The organism is Pseudohalocynthiibacter aestuariivivens (assembly GCF_018457175.1).
In the GTDB taxonomy this organism is placed as follows: Bacteria; Pseudomonadota; Alphaproteobacteria; order Rhodobacterales; family Rhodobacteraceae; genus Pseudohalocynthiibacter; species Pseudohalocynthiibacter aestuariivivens.
On record NZ_JAGFNU010000003.1, the window covers coordinates 271,137 to 290,777 of the forward strand.

13 protein-coding genes are annotated in these 19,641 nt (G+C 50.5%); 8 read left to right on the forward strand and 5 right to left on the reverse strand.

The features are described from left to right. Nucleotides 1-5: 5 nt before the first annotated feature. Genes J4E70_RS07190 through J4E70_RS07200 form a run of 3 tightly spaced genes read right to left on the reverse strand, consistent with a single transcriptional unit; the run spans nt 6 to nt 4,190 of the window. Nucleotides 6-1,169: a M20 aminoacylase family protein gene (locus J4E70_RS07190; protein ID WP_213888406.1), complete on the reverse strand. Its 1,164-nt coding sequence runs from the start codon at nt 1,167-1,169 to the stop codon at nt 6-8. Nucleotides 1,170-1,172: 3 nt separating this feature from the next. Then, nucleotides 1,173-2,339, reverse strand: a complete 1,167-nt coding sequence (argE, locus tag J4E70_RS07195; RefSeq protein ID WP_213888407.1) for an acetylornithine deacetylase — start codon at nt 2,337-2,339, stop codon at nt 1,173-1,175. Nucleotides 2,340-2,372: 33 nt separating this feature from the next. Beyond that, the gene (locus tag J4E70_RS07200) at nt 2,373-4,190 is read right to left on the reverse strand and encodes an ABC transporter ATP-binding protein (RefSeq protein WP_213888408.1); all 1,818 of its coding nucleotides are present in this window, start codon (nt 4,188-4,190) and stop codon (nt 2,373-2,375) included. Nucleotides 4,191-4,564: 374 nt separating this feature from the next. Between J4E70_RS07200 and J4E70_RS07205 the strand changes: the two genes are divergently transcribed. From J4E70_RS07205 to J4E70_RS07240, 8 genes are all read left to right on the forward strand, one after another. Further along, on the forward strand, nt 4,565-6,265 hold the full coding sequence (locus J4E70_RS07205; protein WP_213888409.1) for a peptide ABC transporter substrate-binding protein: 1,701 nt from the start codon (nt 4,565-4,567) through the stop codon (nt 6,263-6,265). An 87-nt stretch (nt 6,266-6,352) separates the two neighbouring features. Then, nucleotides 6,353-7,360: an ABC transporter permease gene (locus tag J4E70_RS07210; RefSeq protein ID WP_213888410.1), complete on the forward strand. Its 1,008-nt coding sequence runs from the start codon at nt 6,353-6,355 to the stop codon at nt 7,358-7,360. After that, nucleotides 7,353-8,261 carry an ABC transporter permease gene (locus J4E70_RS07215; protein ID WP_213888411.1) on the forward strand — a complete coding sequence of 303 codons (909 nt, stop codon included), beginning with the start codon at nt 7,353-7,355 and terminating at the stop codon, nt 8,259-8,261. The genes J4E70_RS07210 and J4E70_RS07215 overlap by 8 nt, the downstream gene beginning before the upstream one ends. 544 nt (nt 8,262-8,805) lie before the next feature. Then, on the forward strand, nt 8,806-9,864 hold the full coding sequence (locus J4E70_RS07220; RefSeq protein WP_213888412.1) for a Hint domain-containing protein: 1,059 nt from the start codon (nt 8,806-8,808) through the stop codon (nt 9,862-9,864). Between the two features lie 217 nt (nt 9,865-10,081). Continuing rightward, complete coding sequence (locus tag J4E70_RS07225) at nt 10,082-10,486, forward strand: TadE/TadG family type IV pilus assembly protein (RefSeq protein ID WP_213888413.1); 405 nt, start codon at nt 10,082-10,084, stop codon at nt 10,484-10,486. A 2-nt stretch (nt 10,487-10,488) separates the two neighbouring features. Then, nucleotides 10,489-11,814 (forward strand): TadE/TadG family type IV pilus assembly protein, encoded by a 1,326-nt coding sequence (locus tag J4E70_RS07230; protein ID WP_246531648.1) that lies wholly within the window; start codon nt 10,489-10,491, stop codon nt 11,812-11,814. A 489-nt stretch (nt 11,815-12,303) separates the two neighbouring features. Then, entirely contained in the window at nt 12,304-13,053 is a 750-nt protein-coding gene (locus J4E70_RS07235; protein WP_213888414.1) for a hypothetical protein, read from the forward strand. Between the two features lie 324 nt (nt 13,054-13,377). Continuing rightward, nucleotides 13,378-13,974, forward strand: a complete 597-nt coding sequence (locus tag J4E70_RS07240; protein ID WP_213888415.1) for a DUF6639 family protein — start codon at nt 13,378-13,380, stop codon at nt 13,972-13,974. A gap of 350 nt (nt 13,975-14,324) precedes the next feature. Here J4E70_RS07240 and J4E70_RS07245 read toward each other — a convergent pair whose 3' ends face one another. After that, nucleotides 14,325-14,954 (reverse strand): recombinase family protein, encoded by a 630-nt coding sequence (locus J4E70_RS07245; protein WP_213888416.1) that lies wholly within the window; start codon nt 14,952-14,954, stop codon nt 14,325-14,327. Between the two features lie 883 nt (nt 14,955-15,837). Then, on the reverse strand, nt 15,838-19,221 hold the full coding sequence (locus J4E70_RS07250) for a primase-helicase family protein (RefSeq protein WP_213888417.1): 3,384 nt from the start codon (nt 19,219-19,221) through the stop codon (nt 15,838-15,840). Nucleotides 19,222-19,641 lie beyond the last annotated feature (420 nt).

Sequence of the window (19,641 nt, forward strand, 5' to 3'; positions counted from 1 at the left end):
GATTTTTAAGCTGCCGGCATCCTGCTTTCGATGATCCCGGCCCACCAGCTACAGCCTGCGGGGATCACTTCGTCATCAAAATTATATTCTGGATGATGCACCATTGCCGTGTCACCATTGCCAACCAGAATGTAGGCACCGGGCCGAGCATTTAGCATAAAGGCGAAATCCTCGCCCCCCATCACAAGGGGTGCATCGGCACAATCGCCTGACACATTGATGGCAACTTTGGCAGCAAATTCAGTCTGTTCCTCGGAATTCACCATCACCGGATAGCCGCGTTCATAGTTGACAACCGCTTTCGCACCAAAGGCTTCGGCAGTGGTTTCAGCAAGCTTTTTCAGCCGCGCCTCGGCCAGATCCTGAACGTCATCGTCAAGTGTGCGGACAGTCCCCCGCAGCTTCACTTTTTGCGGGATCACGTTGTGAGCTTTTGACTCAGTCTCAAACGAAGTCACTGAAACAACAACTTGTTCCACCGGGTTCACATTCCGGCTGGCGATGCTTTGCAATGCTACCACGATGTGACTGGCAACAAGTGTGGTGTCGATACAGTCATGCGGTTTGGCGGCGTGGCCGCCTTTCCCCTCGACATCGATTTCAAACTGGTCAGCCGCTGCAAAAAACGCACCCGGACGAATTGAAAAACTGCCAACCGGTGCGCCGGGCCAGTTGTGCATGCCGTAAACCTCGTCGATGTTCCAGCGTTCCATCATGCCATCATCAACCATTTCCTTGCCGCCGCCGCCGCCTTCTTCGGCGGGCTGAAAGATCACCACACAGGTGCCGTCAAAATTTCGGGTTTCAGACAGGTATTTCGCCGCGCCAAGCAGCATCGAAGTATGGCCGTCATGCCCACAGGCGTGCATTTTTCCGGGAGTCTTTGACGCATAGTCGAGCCCCGTTGCTTCAAGGATTGGCAAAGCGTCCATATCAGCGCGCAACCCAATGGTTCTGCCTGAATTATTGGTTTTGCCTTTAATTACAGCAACAACGCCAGTACGTCCGATGCCAGTCGCAATCTCATCGACACCAAAACTTTTAAGCTTTTCTTCCACAAAAGCCGAGGTTTCATGCGTGTCAAACAGCAGTTCCGGGTTTTCGTGCAGATGGCGGCGCCATTCTGCTATTTCTGGTTGAAGCTCGGCAAATCTGTTCTTAATCGGCATGGGTTATTCCTTAGCAAGATGGTCAACAAGGCGGTGCATGAACTGCTCTCCGGCGTTGAATTGTTCAATCGTAATGTATTCGTTTGGCTGGTGGGCCTGCGCGATGTCACCGGGTCCGCAGATAACGGCGGAATACCCGCGTTCCTGAAACTGTCCGGCTTCGGTTCCGTAAGACACGACGTGAGTTGCGTTATCCCCCGTCAAGGCACGCGCAAGCGCCTCGGAAGCACCAGCCTCTTCGGGTTTCAAGGCTGGAACATCAAAGCAGAGTTCGGCGTCTATGCCCGCGTCCGGGTGGATCGCTTTCATGGAAGCCTCAACCTTTTTGACCTCTGCCATAAAGGCAGCGTTCCAATCGTCCTGGTTGTCCCCTGGAACACAGCGGAAACTAAGCACAAAATTACAGTCCTTGGCCGTAATATTATGCGCTGTGCCACCTGAAATCATACCGACATGTATCGTGGTAAAGGGCGGGTCAAACATTTCCGCTAATGGCCCGGGGGTGCGGGCCTGATTTTCCGCATTCATGCGATTGGCCCACTCGATCAGCCTGGCCCCTTCCATGATTGCACTCACACCTGTGTGCATCAGCGATGAATGCACCTCAAAGCCTTTCATATGCACCGCAAACCCTGTGCCGCCCTTGTGCCCATTTACCGCCTTCATCATCGAAGGCTCGCCGACGATCACTGCACTGGCCGAAGGCAGTACGGTTTTCATATGATCGATCATCGGTGGCGCCCCAAGGCAGCCGACTTCTTCGTCATAAGACAGAGCAATTTGCAAAGGGCGTTTAATGCCGCGTTCCAGCGCAAGCGGAACTGCGGCCAGCGCCAAGGCATCAAAGCCTTTCATGTCACAGGTGCCACGGCCATAAAGCCGACCGTCTTTTTCAAAAACACTGAAGGGGTCTGTGTCCCATGCCTGCCCATCGACTGGCACGACATCTGTGTGGCCCGACAGCACAACTCCACCTTCAACTTCCGGTCCGACAAGGGCGTAAAGGCTGTGTTTGGTGCCATCCTCGTTCGGCACGCGGTGCGAGGTCACACCGAAGGATGAAAGATAATCTTCCACCCAATCGATCAGATCAAGATTGGAATCGCGACTGACAGTGGGAAAGGAAACCAACTTTTCCATCAGGTCGCGCGCAGACATTCGCATCGGCATTCAATCTATCCTTCTGATCAAAAATTGAGCGGTTTAGTCGTTTTGCAAAACAAAATGCCCCGGAGAAACCTCGCTGTAGACAGAAGGCCCCGGCTCATACCCTACTGGAAAAATCGGTGAAGGGATTGGCTTAAAGTTCATCTCTTTGCCGATCAGTTTCTTTCGGGGGTCCGCAACAGGAACAGCAGACAGAAGCGCCTGAGTATAGCTGTGCTGCGGGTGTTCAAAAACCCGCGCTCTTGGCCCGATTTCAACAATCCGGCCCAAATACATAACTGCGGTATGATGGCTGACGCGTTCGACAACAGCCATGTCATGACTGATAAACAGCAGCGCGATACCCAAGTCCTGTTGCAGCTCCATCATCAGGTTCAGCACCTGCGCCTGTACGGAAACATCAAGCGCTGACACCGCCTCATCCGCGATGATGAGTTTCGGGTTCAGTGCCAGAGCCCGCGCAATAGCGATACGCTGACGTTGCCCACCGGACAATTCGTGGGGATAACGACGCATGAAGTTGCGTGGTAAATGTACGCGATCAAAAAGCGTCGCAACACGATCTGTCAGTGAGGAACCCGAATCGAGTTTGTAATTTCGCAGAGGCTCTGCAACCTGATCGAACAAACGCACTTGCGGGTTAAGCGATGCGAACGGGTCCTGGAAAACCATCTGCATATTGCGACGCGCCATGCGCATATCGTCAGTCGACAAGCTAAGAATATCTTGCCCGTCCATGTAAACCTCGCCGGATGTCGGCTCAACAAGCCGCAGGATCGACCGTCCACAGGTGGATTTTCCGCAACCCGATTCCCCGACAAGCGACAAGGTTTGCCCAGCCTTCAGCGAAAAAGAGACATCTTCGACCGCATGTACATTCGCGACCGTTCTGCGAAACAAGCCCTTTTTCACCGGAAAGCGTGTGATCAGGTTTTTGACTTCAAGCAGCACTTCGGGGTTTTCCCCGGCGGCCGGTGCCTTCGCCTCTGCAGCCTCCTGCCCCATGATCCGCATTGGTTCCGGCGCAGATTTACCCCGCATCTCACCAAGCTTTGGTACAGCCGCCAACAGCGCCTTGGTGTAATCTTCTTTCGGGTTTTCGAAGATTTCCTCGACAGTGCCTTCTTCGACCATATTGCCCCGGTACATGACGATCACACGATCCGCCATTTGTGCGACCACCGCCATATCGTGCGTAATAAACAACACGGCCATGCCATTTTCACGCTTCAGGCGGTCAATAAGTGAAAGGATCTCTGCCTGAATGGTCACATCAAGCGCAGTTGTCGGCTCGTCCGCGATCAGCAGTTTCGGCTCGCACGCCATCGCCATCGCAATCACAACACGCTGGCGCATTCCACCGGAAAGTTCGTGGGGATATTGGTTTACCCGGCTTTCAGGTTCTGGAATCCGCACTTGACGTAGCAGTTCGATCGCACGTGCCTTTGCTTCTGCGTCGGTCATGCCCATGTGCAATTTCAGGCCTTCGGTCAGTTGGCGCCCGACAGTAAACACCGGATTGAGCGAGGTCATCGGCTCTTGAAAGATCATCCCGATTTCGTTGCCGCGAATATCGCGCATCTTGTCAGAATCAGCCTGCGATAGTTCTACGGTTTCATCTTCGCTGCGTTTGAACAGAAGTGTGCCACCGGAAATTTCGCCGCCGCCAAACTCCACAAGGCGCATCAGCGACAAGGAAGAAACGGATTTCCCTGATCCCGATTCACCCACGATACAAAGGGTTTCACCCGGTTTGATCTGAAACGTGACATCTTCGACGCCAACAACCATACCACTAGACGTCTCAAACTCGACCCGCAAATTTTTCACGTCTACAAGCGGTTGATCCAGCATTTCGGGCGAGCTCCCTGTTCTTCTTCTGAAAGCACGCTACGCGCCAATTTGCAAAGCTGTCAAACACCTTGGCGTCTCAAAGGAGAGATAAGATTCGGGATTATTTTGAGTTTACCACCGGTCACTTGGCCCGATCAGGACCTATTGTCTTTGTCATTTAGCGTTAGCGCTCGCTCAAACGCTCTTGTTTTCTTGCCTTTTTGGTCAATTTCTTTTTAGCCGCTTGCTTTTTCAACTGGATTTGTCTGAACTGTTGCCATGCCTGCCTGGTAAATTTCCCAAAGAGCCAACGCTCACAACGAGGAAAAACCGTGCCTGCAACAACTTCTGATGCTTCCCTTTAAAGGGCCGCATCATCCAACAAGGAGAGAAGAATGAACCTCAAAGCAACCCTACTGGGCGCTGCCGCCGCATTTGCCCTGGCCCCGATGGCCATGGCCGAGCGAGGCTCGGACGGCCAGCTTAACATTATCTATTGGCAAGCGCCTTCGATCATGAACCCTTATCTATCGGGTGGTACGAAAGAACTGGAGGCGGCGAGCCTCGTTATTGAACCACTTGCCCGGTATGACGAAACCGGCGCTATGGTCCCGTGGCTGGCAGAAGCAGTTCCAACCGTAGATAACGGTGGCGTCTCTGAAGATTTGACATCAATAACCTGGACCCTCAAAGAGGGGCTGGTATGGTCCGATGGATCTGCTGTGACCTCTGAAGACGTTCGTTTTTCCTGGCAGTATTGTACCGCTGACGGCGGTGGTTGTGCCCAAAGCGAAAAATTCAACAACGTCGTGGATGTTGAGATCGTCGACGAGCGGACCGTAACTGTTCGTTTTGATGCGCCAAAGCCCTTCCCATATGGCCCCTTCGTTGGCGCGCAGGCACCTATCATTCAGGCCGCGCAGTTTGCTGACTGCCTTGGCCCACGTGCACCTGAATGCACTGACGCAAATTTTAATCCCGTCGGCACAGGCCCTTTCACAGTGACGGAGTTTCGTCCAAATGACGTGATAGCGCTTGCAGCGAACGGAAACTACCGTGACCCTGCAAAACCTGCGTTTGCAACCGTGATCTTCAAAGGTGGTGGCGATGCAACATCGGCTGCCCGGGCAGTTTTTGAAACCGGAGAATTCGACTACGCATGGAACCTTCAACTTGCACCTGACGTGCTTGCAAGGATGGAAGCTGTAGGTAAAGGAACTGTAGTTTCAGCCTATGGTACCAGCGTTGAACGGATCATGGTCAACATGACCGATGTGAACCCTGATTTGGGTGATGAGCGTGGCACAGCAGCGCATCCACATCCGTTTTTAACGGATATCAATGTTCGCAAAGCAATGTCGATGTCAGTTGACCGGGAGCTTCTGAACGAAGTTGGTTATGGCCCAGCAGGCCGACCAACCTGTAATGTTTTGCCTGGTCCCGAGATTTACGCATCAGCCGCAAATGACAACTGTCTCGTACAGGATATTGAAGGCGCGAAAGCGCTTCTTGATGCCGCTGGCTGGGAAGTGGGCTCTGATGGTGTAAGGGTGAAAGACGGCGTGCGTTTGTCGGTCCTTTACCAAACCTCTACCAACGCCGTGCGGCAGGACTTTCAGGCGCTAATCAAAGGCTGGTGGGATGAAATCGGTATCGAAACCGAGCTACGCAACATTGACGCATCTGTGTTCTTTGGCTCGGATCCGGGTTCTCCTGATACGTTCCAAAAGTTCTTTGCCGATGTCGAAATGTACACAAACAACTTCGATGGCACAGATCCGGAAAGCTACATGGCGAACTGGGAATGCAAGCAGGCTCCGCGCCCTGAAACACAATGGCAAGGCAACAACATGCCACGTTATTGTTCGGAGGAGTATGATGCTTTGGTTGCTGAGTTTGCCGGAACGGCAGGCATTGAAAACCGCGCAGCTATAGCCAAAAGGCAAAACGATATGCTGATGCAGGATTATGTTATAATTCCGCTTGTTCACCGCGGTCGTGTGGCTGGTCACTCAAATGCATTGGGTGGAGTCGTTATGAACCCTTGGGACAGCGAGCTGTGGAATGCTGCTGACTGGCATCGCGTAAGCAACTAAACAGAATGACGATGCGATGAGCCCCCGCCTACGCGCGGGGCTCATTGCCTTTACGCTTATGATGTTCCTAGCGCGCCCGAGGCTTTCATGCTGAACTATACGATCCGTCGGCTGCTTGTTGCGATTCCGACGCTTCTTCTTATCTCGCTTGTGATCTTCCTGTTGCTGGAACTGGCACCGGGGGACCCAATGGCCAATGTGCCCCTAACCGTCCCACCGGAAGTGAAACAACAAATGCGCGAGGCTCTGGGCCTTGGGGAACCTTTGCCAATCCGTTTTTTCAAATGGATGACCCAGTTTTTCTGGATCGAACCCTTAAACTTGATTGATAATATTTTTGGAACCGGATTTGCCGAAGGCGAGCTGCGTGTGATCAGCTGGCAATGGCGCAGTTCCGTCATGGATGTTGTTGTTCAGCGCTTGCCGCAAACCCTATGGGTGGTTGGCCTGTCTTATGTGCTGGGCACACTGATAGCGCTTCCGATTGGTATCATCTCTGCCTACAAGCAATACTCCCTGTTCGACCAGTTGGGCACGTTTGTGTCGATGATCGGTTTCTCGGTTCCGACCTTCTTTACCGGCGTTCTGCTGATTGTAATCTTCTCGGTAAATCTGGGTTGGTTCCCGTCAATCTATGACACAACACATGTCGTAAGCGACTGGTCCAGCTTCGTATTTCAGCTTAAGCAGATGATCATGCCTGTCTCGGTGCTTGCACTTTACAACGCAGCCCAAATCAGCCGTTTCATGCGGGCCTCAATGCTCGACAATCTCAATCAGGACTATGTACGCACGGCACGCGCAAAGGGCCTCTCCGAACGGGTGGTTGTACTGGTGCATGTGCTGCGAAATTCGATGATCCCCGTTGTGACAGTCATCGCGCTTGGTGTGCCACAGGTCTTTGGCGGCGCCATCATTACGGAACAGGTATTCAAGGTGAATGGTCTGGGTCAGATGCTGATATCTGCCATTCAGGCAAACGATTTGCCCACCGTTCAGACCCTTACAGTGATCTTTGCGGTGCTGATCATCGTTTTCAACCTGATTGCCGACATACTTTACGGCATTCTGGACCCGAGGATCCGCTATGACTGATATTGCACAAATCGAAGAAGGCGCCTCTCGTAGTCAATGGTGGGATGTCTGGGATCAGTTCAAAACCCACAGAGGCGCGCTGATTGGCGCAGTTTTCTTTCTCCTTCTCGTTCTTGTCGTTTTCCTTGGGCCCTATGTTTGGACGCTGGACTACGAAGCAACGAATGCACGCGCACGTAACCTCCCCCCAAGTCTGGAGCACCCTTTCGGTACAGACCGCATTGGCCGGGATTTTTTCGCGCAGATGCTGAAAGGAGGCCAGACATCGCTTGCGGTTGGAATAGCCGCAATGCTGCTGTCGTTGTTCTTCGGAACACTCGTCGGGGTCGTAGCCGGGTACTATAAGCGTCTTGATGGTATTCTGATGCGGTTTACAGACCTGTTTCTCGCGCTGCCATTACTGCCTCTCTTGCTTGTTATCATCATGCTGTTTCGTGACCCGTTGCGGTCTGCCTTTGGTCCGGAAACCGGGATATTCATTCTGATTGTTGTCGTTATCGGCATTACAAGCTGGATGCAGACCGCCCGGATTGTACGTGGTGATGTCCTTGCCCTCAAAGAACGGGAATTTGTGCTGGCAGCGCGCTCAATCGGAACACCCAATGTGAAGATGATCATGCGGCATATCCTGCCGAATGTTTTGTCCCCGATCATGGTGTCTGCAACGTTGGGAATCGCAAATGCAATTATTACGGAAAGTGCTTTGTCATTCCTTGGTCTGGGGTTCCCCTCAGACTTCCCGACTTGGGGACGGCTGTTGTTTGACAGCACAGATTACCTGCAACAGTACCCCGAACGCGTTATATTGCCGGGCCTCGCGATTTCGCTTTCCGTGCTGTCGGTCAATTACATTGGCGACGGGCTACGTGATGCGCTCGACCCGCGCATTCGCGGGCGCTAAGCAATAACGAAAAGACGCTACCTTTACGAAAAGAGCCGTTTGCTCATCAAGGGGTCTCTGGGCGATGGGTTGCTTACGGTTCTGACTCGCCTCTTTTGCTTGAAAGGTATTCGTCTATGGTGTCAACACTGCCATGGCTGGCTTTAATGTAACTGTCACATTCTTGGCCATGCAGCCTCTAAATTTTGAAAGATTCGTTCCAACCAAATCCGATTGAAACCGGGAACGAAACCCGCAAAGTCACTCGAATTTATCCGTCATCTGATGGTGCGGTCGAGAAGACTCGATACTCAACTATTTCTCGTAACTCATTAAAAATAAGGATTATTTGAGATGCGTCACACATAATTGTGTGACGCTATGTGTGACACAAAAAATGAGAACTTTGCGGTTTTTTAGATTTCTTTTCTCCCAATCACTTTTCAATCTCCAATGTTCCGCATTATTGCCTTTCAAATACCACGATGCTCCAAGATTGTTGGCGGTAACTAAGTTTGTAAACAAGGTGCCAGTACAAGTTCTTTGGGTATCGCGGAGCGCGTTAATGACATCAATGACTTTTTATGCTCGCGGAGATAGTGCGTCAGCAAACAATGGTTCCCTGAATGCTCAAGGTACCAATACAACTCCTACAACCGAGCTTGTTTTCACAAGCGGACCAACTGGTGACATCGTTCTTGACTACAACAATGGTGCGCAGGACCCCGATACCACTGTCTTAGTTGATGGTGTCGAGATGAATTTCACAGTCGAGTTTTCCGGTTTGCTCCCTTCCACAAACAAATTGTCGAATGTGAACGGGGAAGACCTTAGAGGTGAAGAAATTGTTGTTGTCACCACTGAAGATGGTCAAAGGTATTTTTTTCTAACGAACGGAACAACTTCTCTTGCGACCATGGATGACTTCCCGAACGGTGCACATGCTATTGAAGGTGTAGTATCCGGAACGGATGTGCTGATCTGTTTCTTACGAGGCACTTACATCCGTACGCCCAAGGGTGAAGTTCCCGTTGAAACTCTGCGTGCTGGTGACCTTGTAACGAATTCCAAGGGAGAGCAGATTGCTCTCAGGTGGATTTCTTCACGCAAGCTTAGCCCCACGAACCTGATGTTGGAACCGAAGTATCGACCAATACGAGTTCCGGAAGGAAGCTTTGGGAATAACAAACCTTTTGCAGATTTGTGGCTCTCTCCCTTGCACAGAATTGTCGTGCGCGGATGGGAAGTGGAATTGTATTTTGGTGAAGTGGAAGTATTCGCAGCTACGAAGCATGTAGTGCAAAATCAAACAACTTCTCGATCAGCTCGGTTTCGCGACATAGAGTATTTTCACCTCCTTTTTGATCAGCACGACGTCGTGTTGGCAAACGGCTTGGAAACGGAAAGCCTATTCCCCGGAGACAGAGCCATTGCGAGTCTGACTGAGGGTGAACGGAACAAACTAGATCAAATACTAGAGGAACAGGGACATAGTATTGATAACTACGGATCGACCGCATTGCCGACGATTACGAAGCATGAAGCGCATCTGTTAAAGCGCTCCGTCATCCAATCGGATGATTTAAGCCAAAGCGTAGGTGATCAGAAGCTGATAGCAGCCTGATGGTGTTCTTAACGTATTCAACTACTAATTGATCATATTGCAATGTGTATCTCCCGGAAGTTTCGCATTTAGCATCAACAAGCTCGAACCTTTCTTACTACTTCCAATATTGAAACAAATCACAATTCTGACACAGTTCGGTCACAAAAAAACCCTGATAAGTTTGAAATAATGGCAACTTGGGGGCATTCTGAACACACTGAGGGGTGGTGAGCAGATGCAAAGGGTACTAATCAGGGTTCTAGCTGCTTTTAGAAAAAGTGAGAGCGGTACAGCGACAATAGAAGCCGTTCTTTGGCTGCCAGTCTTCATTGCGTTTATTGCATTGGCGACGGACGCATCCTTTATTTTCTTTGGTCAAAATAAGGCTTACCGCATCGTTCAGGACGCAAACCGCAGCCTGTCTGTGGGCCGTCTGGAAACCGAAGCGGAAGTAGAGGCTTTTCTCACCAGCGCACTTTCAGGCATGTCGCCGAACGCAACAGTTTCTTCGACAATCGCAAGTGGCGCGGTAACAAGCCAAATCACGATCCCCACTTCTGATTTAACATCGATCAACATGATCTCTGCGCTTACAGGGCAAAATGTCTATGTCAGAGCGCGCCACCTAGTGGAGTATTGAAAATGTACATTTCATCTGAGAGCGATCAAGAATTCCAGTTCAATTTTCTTACAGATGAAAACGGCGCCATGACTATCTTTGGTCTCTTTGTTTTTGTTGTCATGATTTTTGTAAGCGCTGTTGCGGTTGATGTTGCGAACCTTATGGCCGCGCGCAACCAATTGCAGGTTGCTGCAGATACTGCAGCGCATGCTGCTCTATATTTCCGGGACACAAATGACGAAGACGCGGCGAAAGCAAAGGCCGTAGAGCTTGCTTCAGCGGGAATGCCCGTTTTGGTCTATGGAGAGGTTCTTTCAACCGATGATGTGCAATTTGGTACGTGGGATTTTGACGCACAGGCCTTTAGTGCTGACAGCACTTCCAGAACCGCCGTCATGGTGACAACCAGACGCTTGTCAGAACGCTCAAACAGCATTGCCAGCTACCTGTTTCAATTTGCGGGTAAAAGTGATTGGGACGTGATTACCTCGGCTGTATTTACGACTTATAAGCCGACATGTTTCCGCGAAGGTTTTGTCGCTGATGACGTTGTCGATATCCAGAGTAATAATGGCTACTCAAACGGGTTCTGCATCCATTCAAACGAATATGTGTCCGTTAACTTAAACAACACATTTGAACCCGGTACGGTCGTATCCATGCCCAACATGGATGAAATCGACCTGCCCCAATCAGGTTTTGAAAACAACGACGGCTTGCAGGCAGCGCTGCGCTCAGGCGTTTATCGGTTACGGATTATCAACAAACTGGACGGCATCATTGCTGGTCTGGCAGTCGGGAGTGACAAATATATTCCGGACTACATCACATCTGACGAACCCGTGGTTATATTAGGTGGTCACACGTTGGACGAAGACGATTTCATTCCCGGTCGTATTCACACCATGCACTGTACCGGTGCAGGTAAGGTAACAATTAGCCCAACTGTACCGCTGACCGAGATTGTATTTGTCTCAGATTGCGAGGTTAAATTTGGGGCTGGTACGATCCTACAAGATGTCGTTATCGCAACTACCGATACAGGCGCCACGTCAATGAACAGCCCGGCATCATTTCAGATTGGCCGTGACGACAATTGTGCCGAAGGTGGTGGCGCGCAGCTTCTCAGCTTAGGTGGTATGGATTTTGCCGCTGGGCTCAAGATGTTTGGTGGTCAGATTATTGCAAAAGGTGACGTTGAATTTTCTGCCGAAGCAAATGGCATTGAAGGCGCGTCCATAATCTCGGCAAGCACGATTTCGGGCACGTCCAATATGGAAATGGCTTTTTGTGGGACTGGCATGGAGGACAACTTTGAGGCTGAATACTTCCGGCTCGCCGGGTAGCAAGGCTGCAAGCAGTGGCAGCCCACGGCGCGATATAGGTGCATCTGGAAAATATCCAAATCTATTTTCTAACCAGCACTTCAGTCCAATATCGCGCCGTTGGCCTCAATCAATTCCAACCCTTCAACCATTTGCCCATTGGAACGAATTTAGCTGACCGCAAAAGCAGATTCTTCACCAAATCTAAACTGCACACGACATATAAGACCCCCTCTATTGAAGTTCTTAGGGACCGCGAGAATTCAATTACCTTCACATCGGCACATACAATTTTTCACAATTTTTGTTCAGTTTGAAAATGATGGAAAGCGGATTTTCGCCTGTAATCTCTCCAATTGGCGCCAATGAAATAGTCGCGCTTGAAGAACAGATATGCGCCTGCCATCGTTTCAATCCCCTTCGATCGGCTGGATTGTAAACGATTTGGCCGAAAATTAGCCGCAATTGGCTATTATTGACCACGAATAAGAAACAATAGAGGTAAAACACATGGCGCGTACCAATAGAGCACTACCAATCAATGCGGCACCTCGTGCAGGTGAAGCATTTGAAGACATCGACAATTTTGAGCTTCCGGCATCAGCCGCAGATATTATCCCCGGCGAAACGGTTCCAGTCGTGGCGAACGAGAATGCAGAGATTCCAGCAGATGGTGACATGCCCGGGGAATTGCCTGAGGGTGCGATGGCGGGCATGGAACGCACAGCGCCTTTCGAAATGGCATCTCCGGCAGAAACAGTTGCAGCGGAAAAGGCAGGCTTGGCACTTCCGGACGCTGCAGCAGATATCATTCCCGGTGAAACAATTCCCGCTGTCGCCGATGGACATGCGGGTATCCCGGCGGATGGCGGCATGCCCGGGGAATTACCTGAGGGTGCGATGGCGGGCATGGAACGCACAGCGCCTTTCGAAATGGTATCTCCGGCAGAAACAGTTGCAGCGGAAAAGGCAGGCTTGGAACTTCCGGACACTGCCGCAGGTATCATTCCCGGTGAAACAATCCCTGCTGTAGCGGATGGACATGCGACGGTTCCGAGTGTCGAAGAAATCCTTGCGGCGCTACCGACACCTCCCGCTCATGACTTTGAAGATGACCTCCTTGAATTGCCGCAAGAATCTATGGCCGAAGAACGTGGAAATTTTGGCACCCACGGCGCAAGTTTTGAGGACCGCGGCGGAAATTTTGAAGACCACGCAGGTAACTTCGATGATTTTAGTGAGGCCAACGATTTCTTCTAACTAAGAAATCAATTTTCTCACATGGTAGGGGTCGGAAGCGTTTTCCGACCCCTACTTTATGGTTGCATGAAGATATTTAGAATAACCTCAATTTCCGAACAGCGCATTCTGAACGTGAAAGGATGCTCCTATGACTTCCATTAGGGATGCGGTAACCTTACCAAAAGGTCCCGCTACTTGGGGAATGTCGATTTTTCAAAACAACTTGGCCCGGGCGCAATGCTAATTACGAAGAGATTCAAAAACACCAGCTTTTGCGCAGTGGTACTTGGTAGTTTTGCATTAGCGCCCATAGCGAAATCTGAGGTGGTTCAGTGCGAAAAATTGGAGATCAGCGTTGATACACCTGACAACGTTCTCGCCCAGCACATCTGCCACGTTGCTGAGCAGGCGCGTGATCAGTTGAAAGTTTGCCATCTATTTCAGACGGAACCTGTTCTCATAAAAATTGTAGAGCAACCAAAGCTTGACCAGTTTGATTGTTTAGGCGTGTTTCGGTGTGATGACTCTGTTGTCGAAGTCATTGAACCATCACGAATACCTGAAGTTCTGGTTGAAGATGATCCGCTTTTACTGATTTCAGAAAATATCGTTTTTGACAGTGTAGTAGTGCATGAACTGACACATGCTTTTATGCATCAAACGTTGCCAACAAGAAGTGGGAGCGTCGCTCAGGACGAGTATCTTGCTTACGCGATGCAGTTTGAATTTATGCCTGAAGACGCGCGAAATGTTATGCTAGAGGCGCGCCCAGTCACAACAGATGTCACTCTGGATTCCCTCAATGAAATGATCTTGATGTTTGCACCCACTTTGTTTGGCTTGCGCGCTTGGACGCATTTTAACTATGAGAACAACGGATGTGATTTTTTCCAGCTTCTTTTGGGTGGCAAGGTGAATTTTGCACCGGAGTTCGAATGAAACAACAAAACTCATCATCGACAACGCCCAGAATGGATAGTGGCTGCCGATTCACCCCGGCAGTATACTTTTGCTGAAAATGGTGGAAAAAATTATTAGCGATCCACGATTGGAAAACGGGCAAATTGAAAACGGTGTAGGTTCATATTTTCAGAACGTATATCGGGGAGCAGTGGCTAACACGTATAGGGTGTATTCAGGTACCCCCTAGATGGGTCCCGGCAACTCTTTGTTTTTTAACACTTATTCCGCTAACGCGGGCACAAGTCGTCTGATGCAGTGGCTTGGTGAGCTTGCCTGTGACTGAGGCGGTGTCCGGGTGCAAGGGATGGACGGCGTTAGCCGTGATCCTACATTGACTGCCCCTCACGATGATCTTTTAGTATGCGGTAGACTGAAGCTCTCGATACGTTTGCCTGTTTGGCGATCTCATTAGGTTTGAACCCTCTTTTGTAGAAGTCCAGCACTTCAGGAGCTTTCCGCTGTGCGGTGGGCACGCGACCTTTATAACGGCCTTCAGCCTTCGCCTTCGCTATACCGACAGCTCGACGTTCAGCCAGTCTGTCACGCTCGAACTGGGCGATAGCGCTGGTAATGTGGAACAGCAACACTTGTGCAGGATCATTGGGGTTGAGTGGCTTGTCAGACAGGTCCAGCAATGTCAGGAACACGTTATGCTTTGGCAAGCGCTTTGCTTCGAGCTGTGCCTCAGTGACGTCTCTGAAGGCCCGGTCCATCTTTGTACAAACGATGTACACTGGTTTGCCTGTATCCGCCGCCCTGTCGATGGCATCAGACAGCATACGCTGAAACACAGGGCGTTCGTGTCGGGTCGAGGCTTCTTCCTCATATATGCGGTTTGGATCACAGGCATTCTTAAGCAACGTGGCACGCTGGTCTTCCCAGCCTGCAGCCTGCTCTTCTTTACTGACGCTGACTCGAATGTAGCCCCAGCGTTCCGCATTGGTCTGTATATCCATAACTTCACCTCATGATTCGCACACGGTTCTAGAACTTATGATACTTTCTCACACGGATGGAGTCCAGCATCATGTGAGACAGATATGCAGTGTTTCAGGAATCTATTTGGGGACGTCCCGTGTGAGACTGTCCAAATGGCTCCGGATCGTTGAGATGAACGCCGTTAGGCGTAATATGCCTTTGCTCCCTCCCCGGTTATCGACGTGTTCCACACCCTCAGTTGTGAACGATTCTTAACTAATGCTTGGAGGTAAGTTGTACCGATCTGTTCACTTTGAGCAATTTCTACCGTTTTAACCTCGGCAGGCGCTAAACAGCGAATATCTTACATTATCAAGGAATATCATACTAAAGGACTCAGGTATTGCCCACGGGATGGATATAGTATGTATGGGAATCGGGGTTGGGTCGTACACCCGCTGACGCGGGGGCAGTAGCAAGCCGGATACGCAGTAAAGCCGGATACGCAGTAAAAGCCAGACACGGGAATGCGGTAAGGCAGTTTGTCGGCAGTGTCGTTGAACTGGTGATAACCGCGTTAGCGGTTTGTTACATGATGATGGGTAGCGACCCCAGTGACCCCAGTGCGATGGATGGACTGGGGTCGCATTTTGCTATTACATTACAAAGCATTAGGCAGAAAAATACCCGTCAGACCCCAGTGACCCCAGTCGATGGTAACTTTGTGCGGTTGCGAGGGAGAGCACTTGGTGTCCTGTTCTTTCCTTCTTATTTCTATTTTCCATTAAATTTATAAAAGACTGGGGTCACTGGGGTCTTTCAACATTAAGACATTGAAAAAGCACAGTTTTAAGCGACCCCAGTCGAAACGATGTACTGGGGTCGCACTGGGGTCACTGGGGTCGCTTGACGAAAAGCCGCTCACGCGGTCTGCACCGTCTCCGTCTTGCCCTCTCCCGCATCTCTCCCGTATCTCAGCAATACGTCCTGCAGATCGTTGAGGGACGGGAAGCTGATGTACTTCTTCCGAGTGTCAGTTTTCTTAACCGCTCGTGAGTCATCATCAATCTCACCGAGATATTCAACAACCCGCTTATTTTCTCCACTAAACGCGTTATTTCCTAGCAGGGATTTAGTCGCACTGAGTATTTCGGCAGCTTTATTGCCGAACGCACGTGATCCATCACTAAGCGCTTGGTTGAAATGTGGCTGGGCCACAATCGTCTCTTCTTCCTCACTAAGGTTATAGTGAAACACGTCCCCATCGGGCATGCGTCCAGAAAGTTCTCCACTCACGATGATATCCATCAGTCTCGCAGCCGAACCTGCTAGCCCCATACCTGCCTGCTCACGCAGGTAAATAGTTGCAGGAGGCGCGCGTAGGCTATCCCACGTCAAATCTACGTCAGCCGGATTCCAGTTGGTAAGTTCGTGAACCATGGCTTCAATGCCCCCATTCTCCATCTGGTCATCTATCGCGCCGAAGTATTTCGCATCCTGAATCTTCGCCTCCGAACACGTCAGGACAAGAAAGCGGCGCGCATCCTCTTTATCCACGGGGACCATCCATTCATCATTCGATACAAAAGCAAGGTTAACGTAGTTTGGTCGCTCTATCAGATTGACGTGCTTGCTCTCAATCTGCAGCGTGTCGGAGCTGATAAGGTCTTTCATGACCCCCCCCGCAGACTTGTCCCCGGCCCAGAACGCTTCTTCGCAGGTTAGGAAAATCTTGCCGTCTAAGTGCGCGTTAAAATTCCCAGTCAGGTGACGTCCGGAACTAACTTTCAATGCCCCACATCCAATAGCCTTCCTAATCCAGTCAAATACTTTAGATTTGCCCGTGCCCTGTCGCCCTCTAACCGCGATTGCGCTGGGGATTTTAACGCCGGGACGCGCAAACAACGATGCAAGCCACGTCATAACCCAATTGAAAATCTTTTCGTCATTTTCGCAGATATTTTCTTTAATGTGTTCGCGTAATTTACTCCAATCACCTTCCACCCCCTCAACAGCAAAACCCGTCCACAGATTGTACTCTGCACGCGTCCGGAAAGCGCGCTGGCCCTTCACAGGCTCAGGCTCGAAGCATGTCCCCATGTAAGTGGCGCGCCGACGGTTATGGAAAAACACTTTGTCAGGCTCCACAAAACCGATCTTCCCATCCTCTTTAGTGTAAGAGACAGCGCGGTTTTTATAGAGTTTTGAAAGCGTGGCTTCTCTCCACAGGCGCACAGGCTCGCCCGGTCCATACCGCATCGCCACACGCGCTTCGCCATCCATCACAACGTAGTCAAAACGGTCTGTGGTCGCGGCTGCAATTTGGTCGCTGACAATGTTCTTCAGCTTTAGATATGCAGCGTCGTCTTTGAAGTTCAGGCCATGTTCTCTGAAGACTTTTGCGTTTTCAGCTTCAGCATCGACTAGGAATCCACTGGCGGTAACTAGGTCTTCATCGTGGAGGGGCTGCAATGCCACAGGCATATCTTGCCCCCCGATTGCGTCGGGGCTATGCGGATCAGCATCCAGAGGGTTACGCTTCTTGTCTTCATCACGCTCCATAAGCTGACGCGCTACATGCGATTTTGCATCCTCCACATGCTCACGCACGTACGTGGGCCTGACACCAAGTTCCGTAAGCTGCTGTGACAATGTTTCAGCTTTTACGCCGTCATCATCATCAGTCCCATTCTCACGCCAGAAAGCGCGCGCCTCTGTTTCTCCCAATTCTTCAATAGGGGTGAGACAGGCGAAAGAGGCCTCTTCCTTTCCGTCAGGAAGGTCAAACATAAAATCAGGATCGCTCAAAAATACCGGGTCCAGCCAATCGTTTTCAATCGACTGCGCCAACATGTGTACAAGCTTGTGATCGTTCGATTGGCAATAATTGCGAAGACATTTCCAACTCGCGTAATCTTCAGGATCATCGCCCATTGCGCCTGACGGGTTACAAGCCCGAGTTGCTGCACCATCCTCATTCGTATGAAAATCATGGTAAGGACAGCGTGTGTGTGCGGTCTCATCACCGGCTGCGCCGCCTTTAAGAAAGATGTCTTCCCCAAACGTATCGATGATCGATGTCAGGTCCCAGCGTTTACCGTACCGACGATAGAGCTTCGTTACATCAATGATCTCGCCTTCATATTCCACTGTAACTTCAGGAATGGATGACTTTCGGTTGGTGTTCGCACCTGCCTGTTCAAATGGGTTTGAAGGCGCATTTTTGAAGTCTTGTTTAGTGGCTTCCGGCACGTCTTCGAATGCCAATGATTCTCCACGAAAAATGACGGCCTCAAAATCAGCCCCCTCTGGGTGTGCACCCCGATAGAATAAACGGCTCGGGTCGGTACAGCTACCATCCGGAACGACATCCAGAGTTTTCGCCATTCCCCAAATCTTACGGCTCCACAAGTCTAGCCGTTCTCTTTCCGTATTACCCCAGTCGCGAAGAATTACACGATCTTTGAATGGGAAAATTAACCGCATCTTGTGCTGTGGTGGTGTGGAATATGTAAGACGCTGTTTGCCCATATCGTCTGTAAATTCGCCTGTCAGATTACACTGCGCTGCAAAATACACAGAGAAGCCTTTCTTGGCTTCAAGAAAACTCTGAAGGTCTGCTTCGGTTGGGTCGCCATCACATTTTGTGTGCTTCACCACATTGTCACGCATTGTGTCGTCTTTGGTCTTAAGGTGGTTGAAGCTGGTATAGAGGAAGCAGGTCAGACCGCTGACGCGGACTTTCTCTTTGATGGTCTCAATGTCTCCCGACGCATCAAGGTCCAACGCAAGAAAATCCATGCTAATAATTGTTGAAGCAAAACGCTTTCCTGTGTCCCCGTTTCCCCCCATAATGTAACATGGCCCATCTTTACGATGTGCTACTGGATGCCGACTGAACCCCATCTCCGGGGATTTCCCATCTACCGGTCCCCCCTCGACCCACTTGTAAACAGGTAGCTCTGTCGAAAACCATTTGTCTGGGCGGGTACTGCCACCTCTGCCCACGAACTGACAGCCTATGATTATCTCCGACCCACGACGCATCAGATCATCAAATTCGTGAGATTTTGGCCCCTCTACGGTCGCGTCATTCCATGTGTTCTGATTCCACGGTTCGCTGTCGCGCGCATCATCGACCCGATTAGCCGCGTTGTCGCGTTGTTCGCGAATGAGGGTTTCCTCAATGTCTATGACGTTGTCCGCAGCGACGTCTGCCTCCGGCGTACCGTCCGTGTCGTTCAGTACTGACGCATCAAAATCAGCGTCTTCAATTACGGAATTGGGGTTGTCTTTAGTATACATATTCTGCTCTCTCAATCGGCCTACTGCCGTATTATTTTATTTTACCATTTGGTAAAAATACTTGTTAAAGAGCCAGTGATGTGATACACATAATCAAACGACTGGCTCGTTTCTGTTCTCGTAGTTCCTACCCCCCCACTGTTTCTGCAGCGGGGGGTTTTCTTTTTGCCACTGGGCTTATCTGAGCCTTTTGGCTCGCTCTTTTTTTAAGGTAATTGGGTGACAGCCCATCCCGCTGACGCGGGATGAAAATCTGTCGGTGTGGTAGTACCCCGCGTTAGCGGGATACCGCCTTTTCATGGCGCTTTAGATGTTGCGCTGGCAGTTTTGCCACTGTCGTTCTTCTCCCTCAAAATTGTGTCCGGGGGGCGTCTGAATTGTGGCAGAGGTGTGCTAATATATTGATTATATTGAATATTT

What these genes read in the sequence shown, in the direction of transcription:
- J4E70_RS07190 (WP_213888406.1), bottom strand. Translation starts at nt 1,169, where the DNA reads ATGCCGATTAAGAACAGATTTGCCGAGCTTCAACCAGAAATAGCAGAA.
- argE (WP_213888407.1), bottom strand. Translation starts at nt 2,339, where the DNA reads ATGCCGATGCGAATGTCTGCGCGCGACCTGATGGAAAAGTTGGTTTCC.
- J4E70_RS07200 (WP_213888408.1), bottom strand. Translation starts at nt 4,190, where the DNA reads ATGCTGGATCAACCGCTTGTAGACGTGAAAAATTTGCGGGTCGAGTTT.
- J4E70_RS07205 (WP_213888409.1), top strand. Translation starts at nt 4,565, where the DNA reads ATGAACCTCAAAGCAACCCTACTGGGCGCTGCCGCCGCATTTGCCCTG.
- J4E70_RS07210 (WP_213888410.1), top strand. Translation starts at nt 6,353, where the DNA reads ATGCTGAACTATACGATCCGTCGGCTGCTTGTTGCGATTCCGACGCTT.
- J4E70_RS07215 (WP_213888411.1), top strand. Translation starts at nt 7,353, where the DNA reads ATGACTGATATTGCACAAATCGAAGAAGGCGCCTCTCGTAGTCAATGG.
- J4E70_RS07220 (WP_213888412.1), top strand. Translation starts at nt 8,806, where the DNA reads ATGACATCAATGACTTTTTATGCTCGCGGAGATAGTGCGTCAGCAAAC.
- J4E70_RS07225 (WP_213888413.1), top strand. Translation starts at nt 10,082, where the DNA reads ATGCAAAGGGTACTAATCAGGGTTCTAGCTGCTTTTAGAAAAAGTGAG.
- J4E70_RS07230 (WP_246531648.1), top strand. Translation starts at nt 10,489, where the DNA reads ATGTACATTTCATCTGAGAGCGATCAAGAATTCCAGTTCAATTTTCTT.
- J4E70_RS07235 (WP_213888414.1), top strand. Translation starts at nt 12,304, where the DNA reads ATGGCGCGTACCAATAGAGCACTACCAATCAATGCGGCACCTCGTGCA.
- J4E70_RS07245 (WP_213888416.1), bottom strand. Translation starts at nt 14,954, where the DNA reads ATGGATATACAGACCAATGCGGAACGCTGGGGCTACATTCGAGTCAGC.
- J4E70_RS07250 (WP_213888417.1), bottom strand. Translation starts at nt 19,221, where the DNA reads ATGTATACTAAAGACAACCCCAATTCCGTAATTGAAGACGCTGATTTT.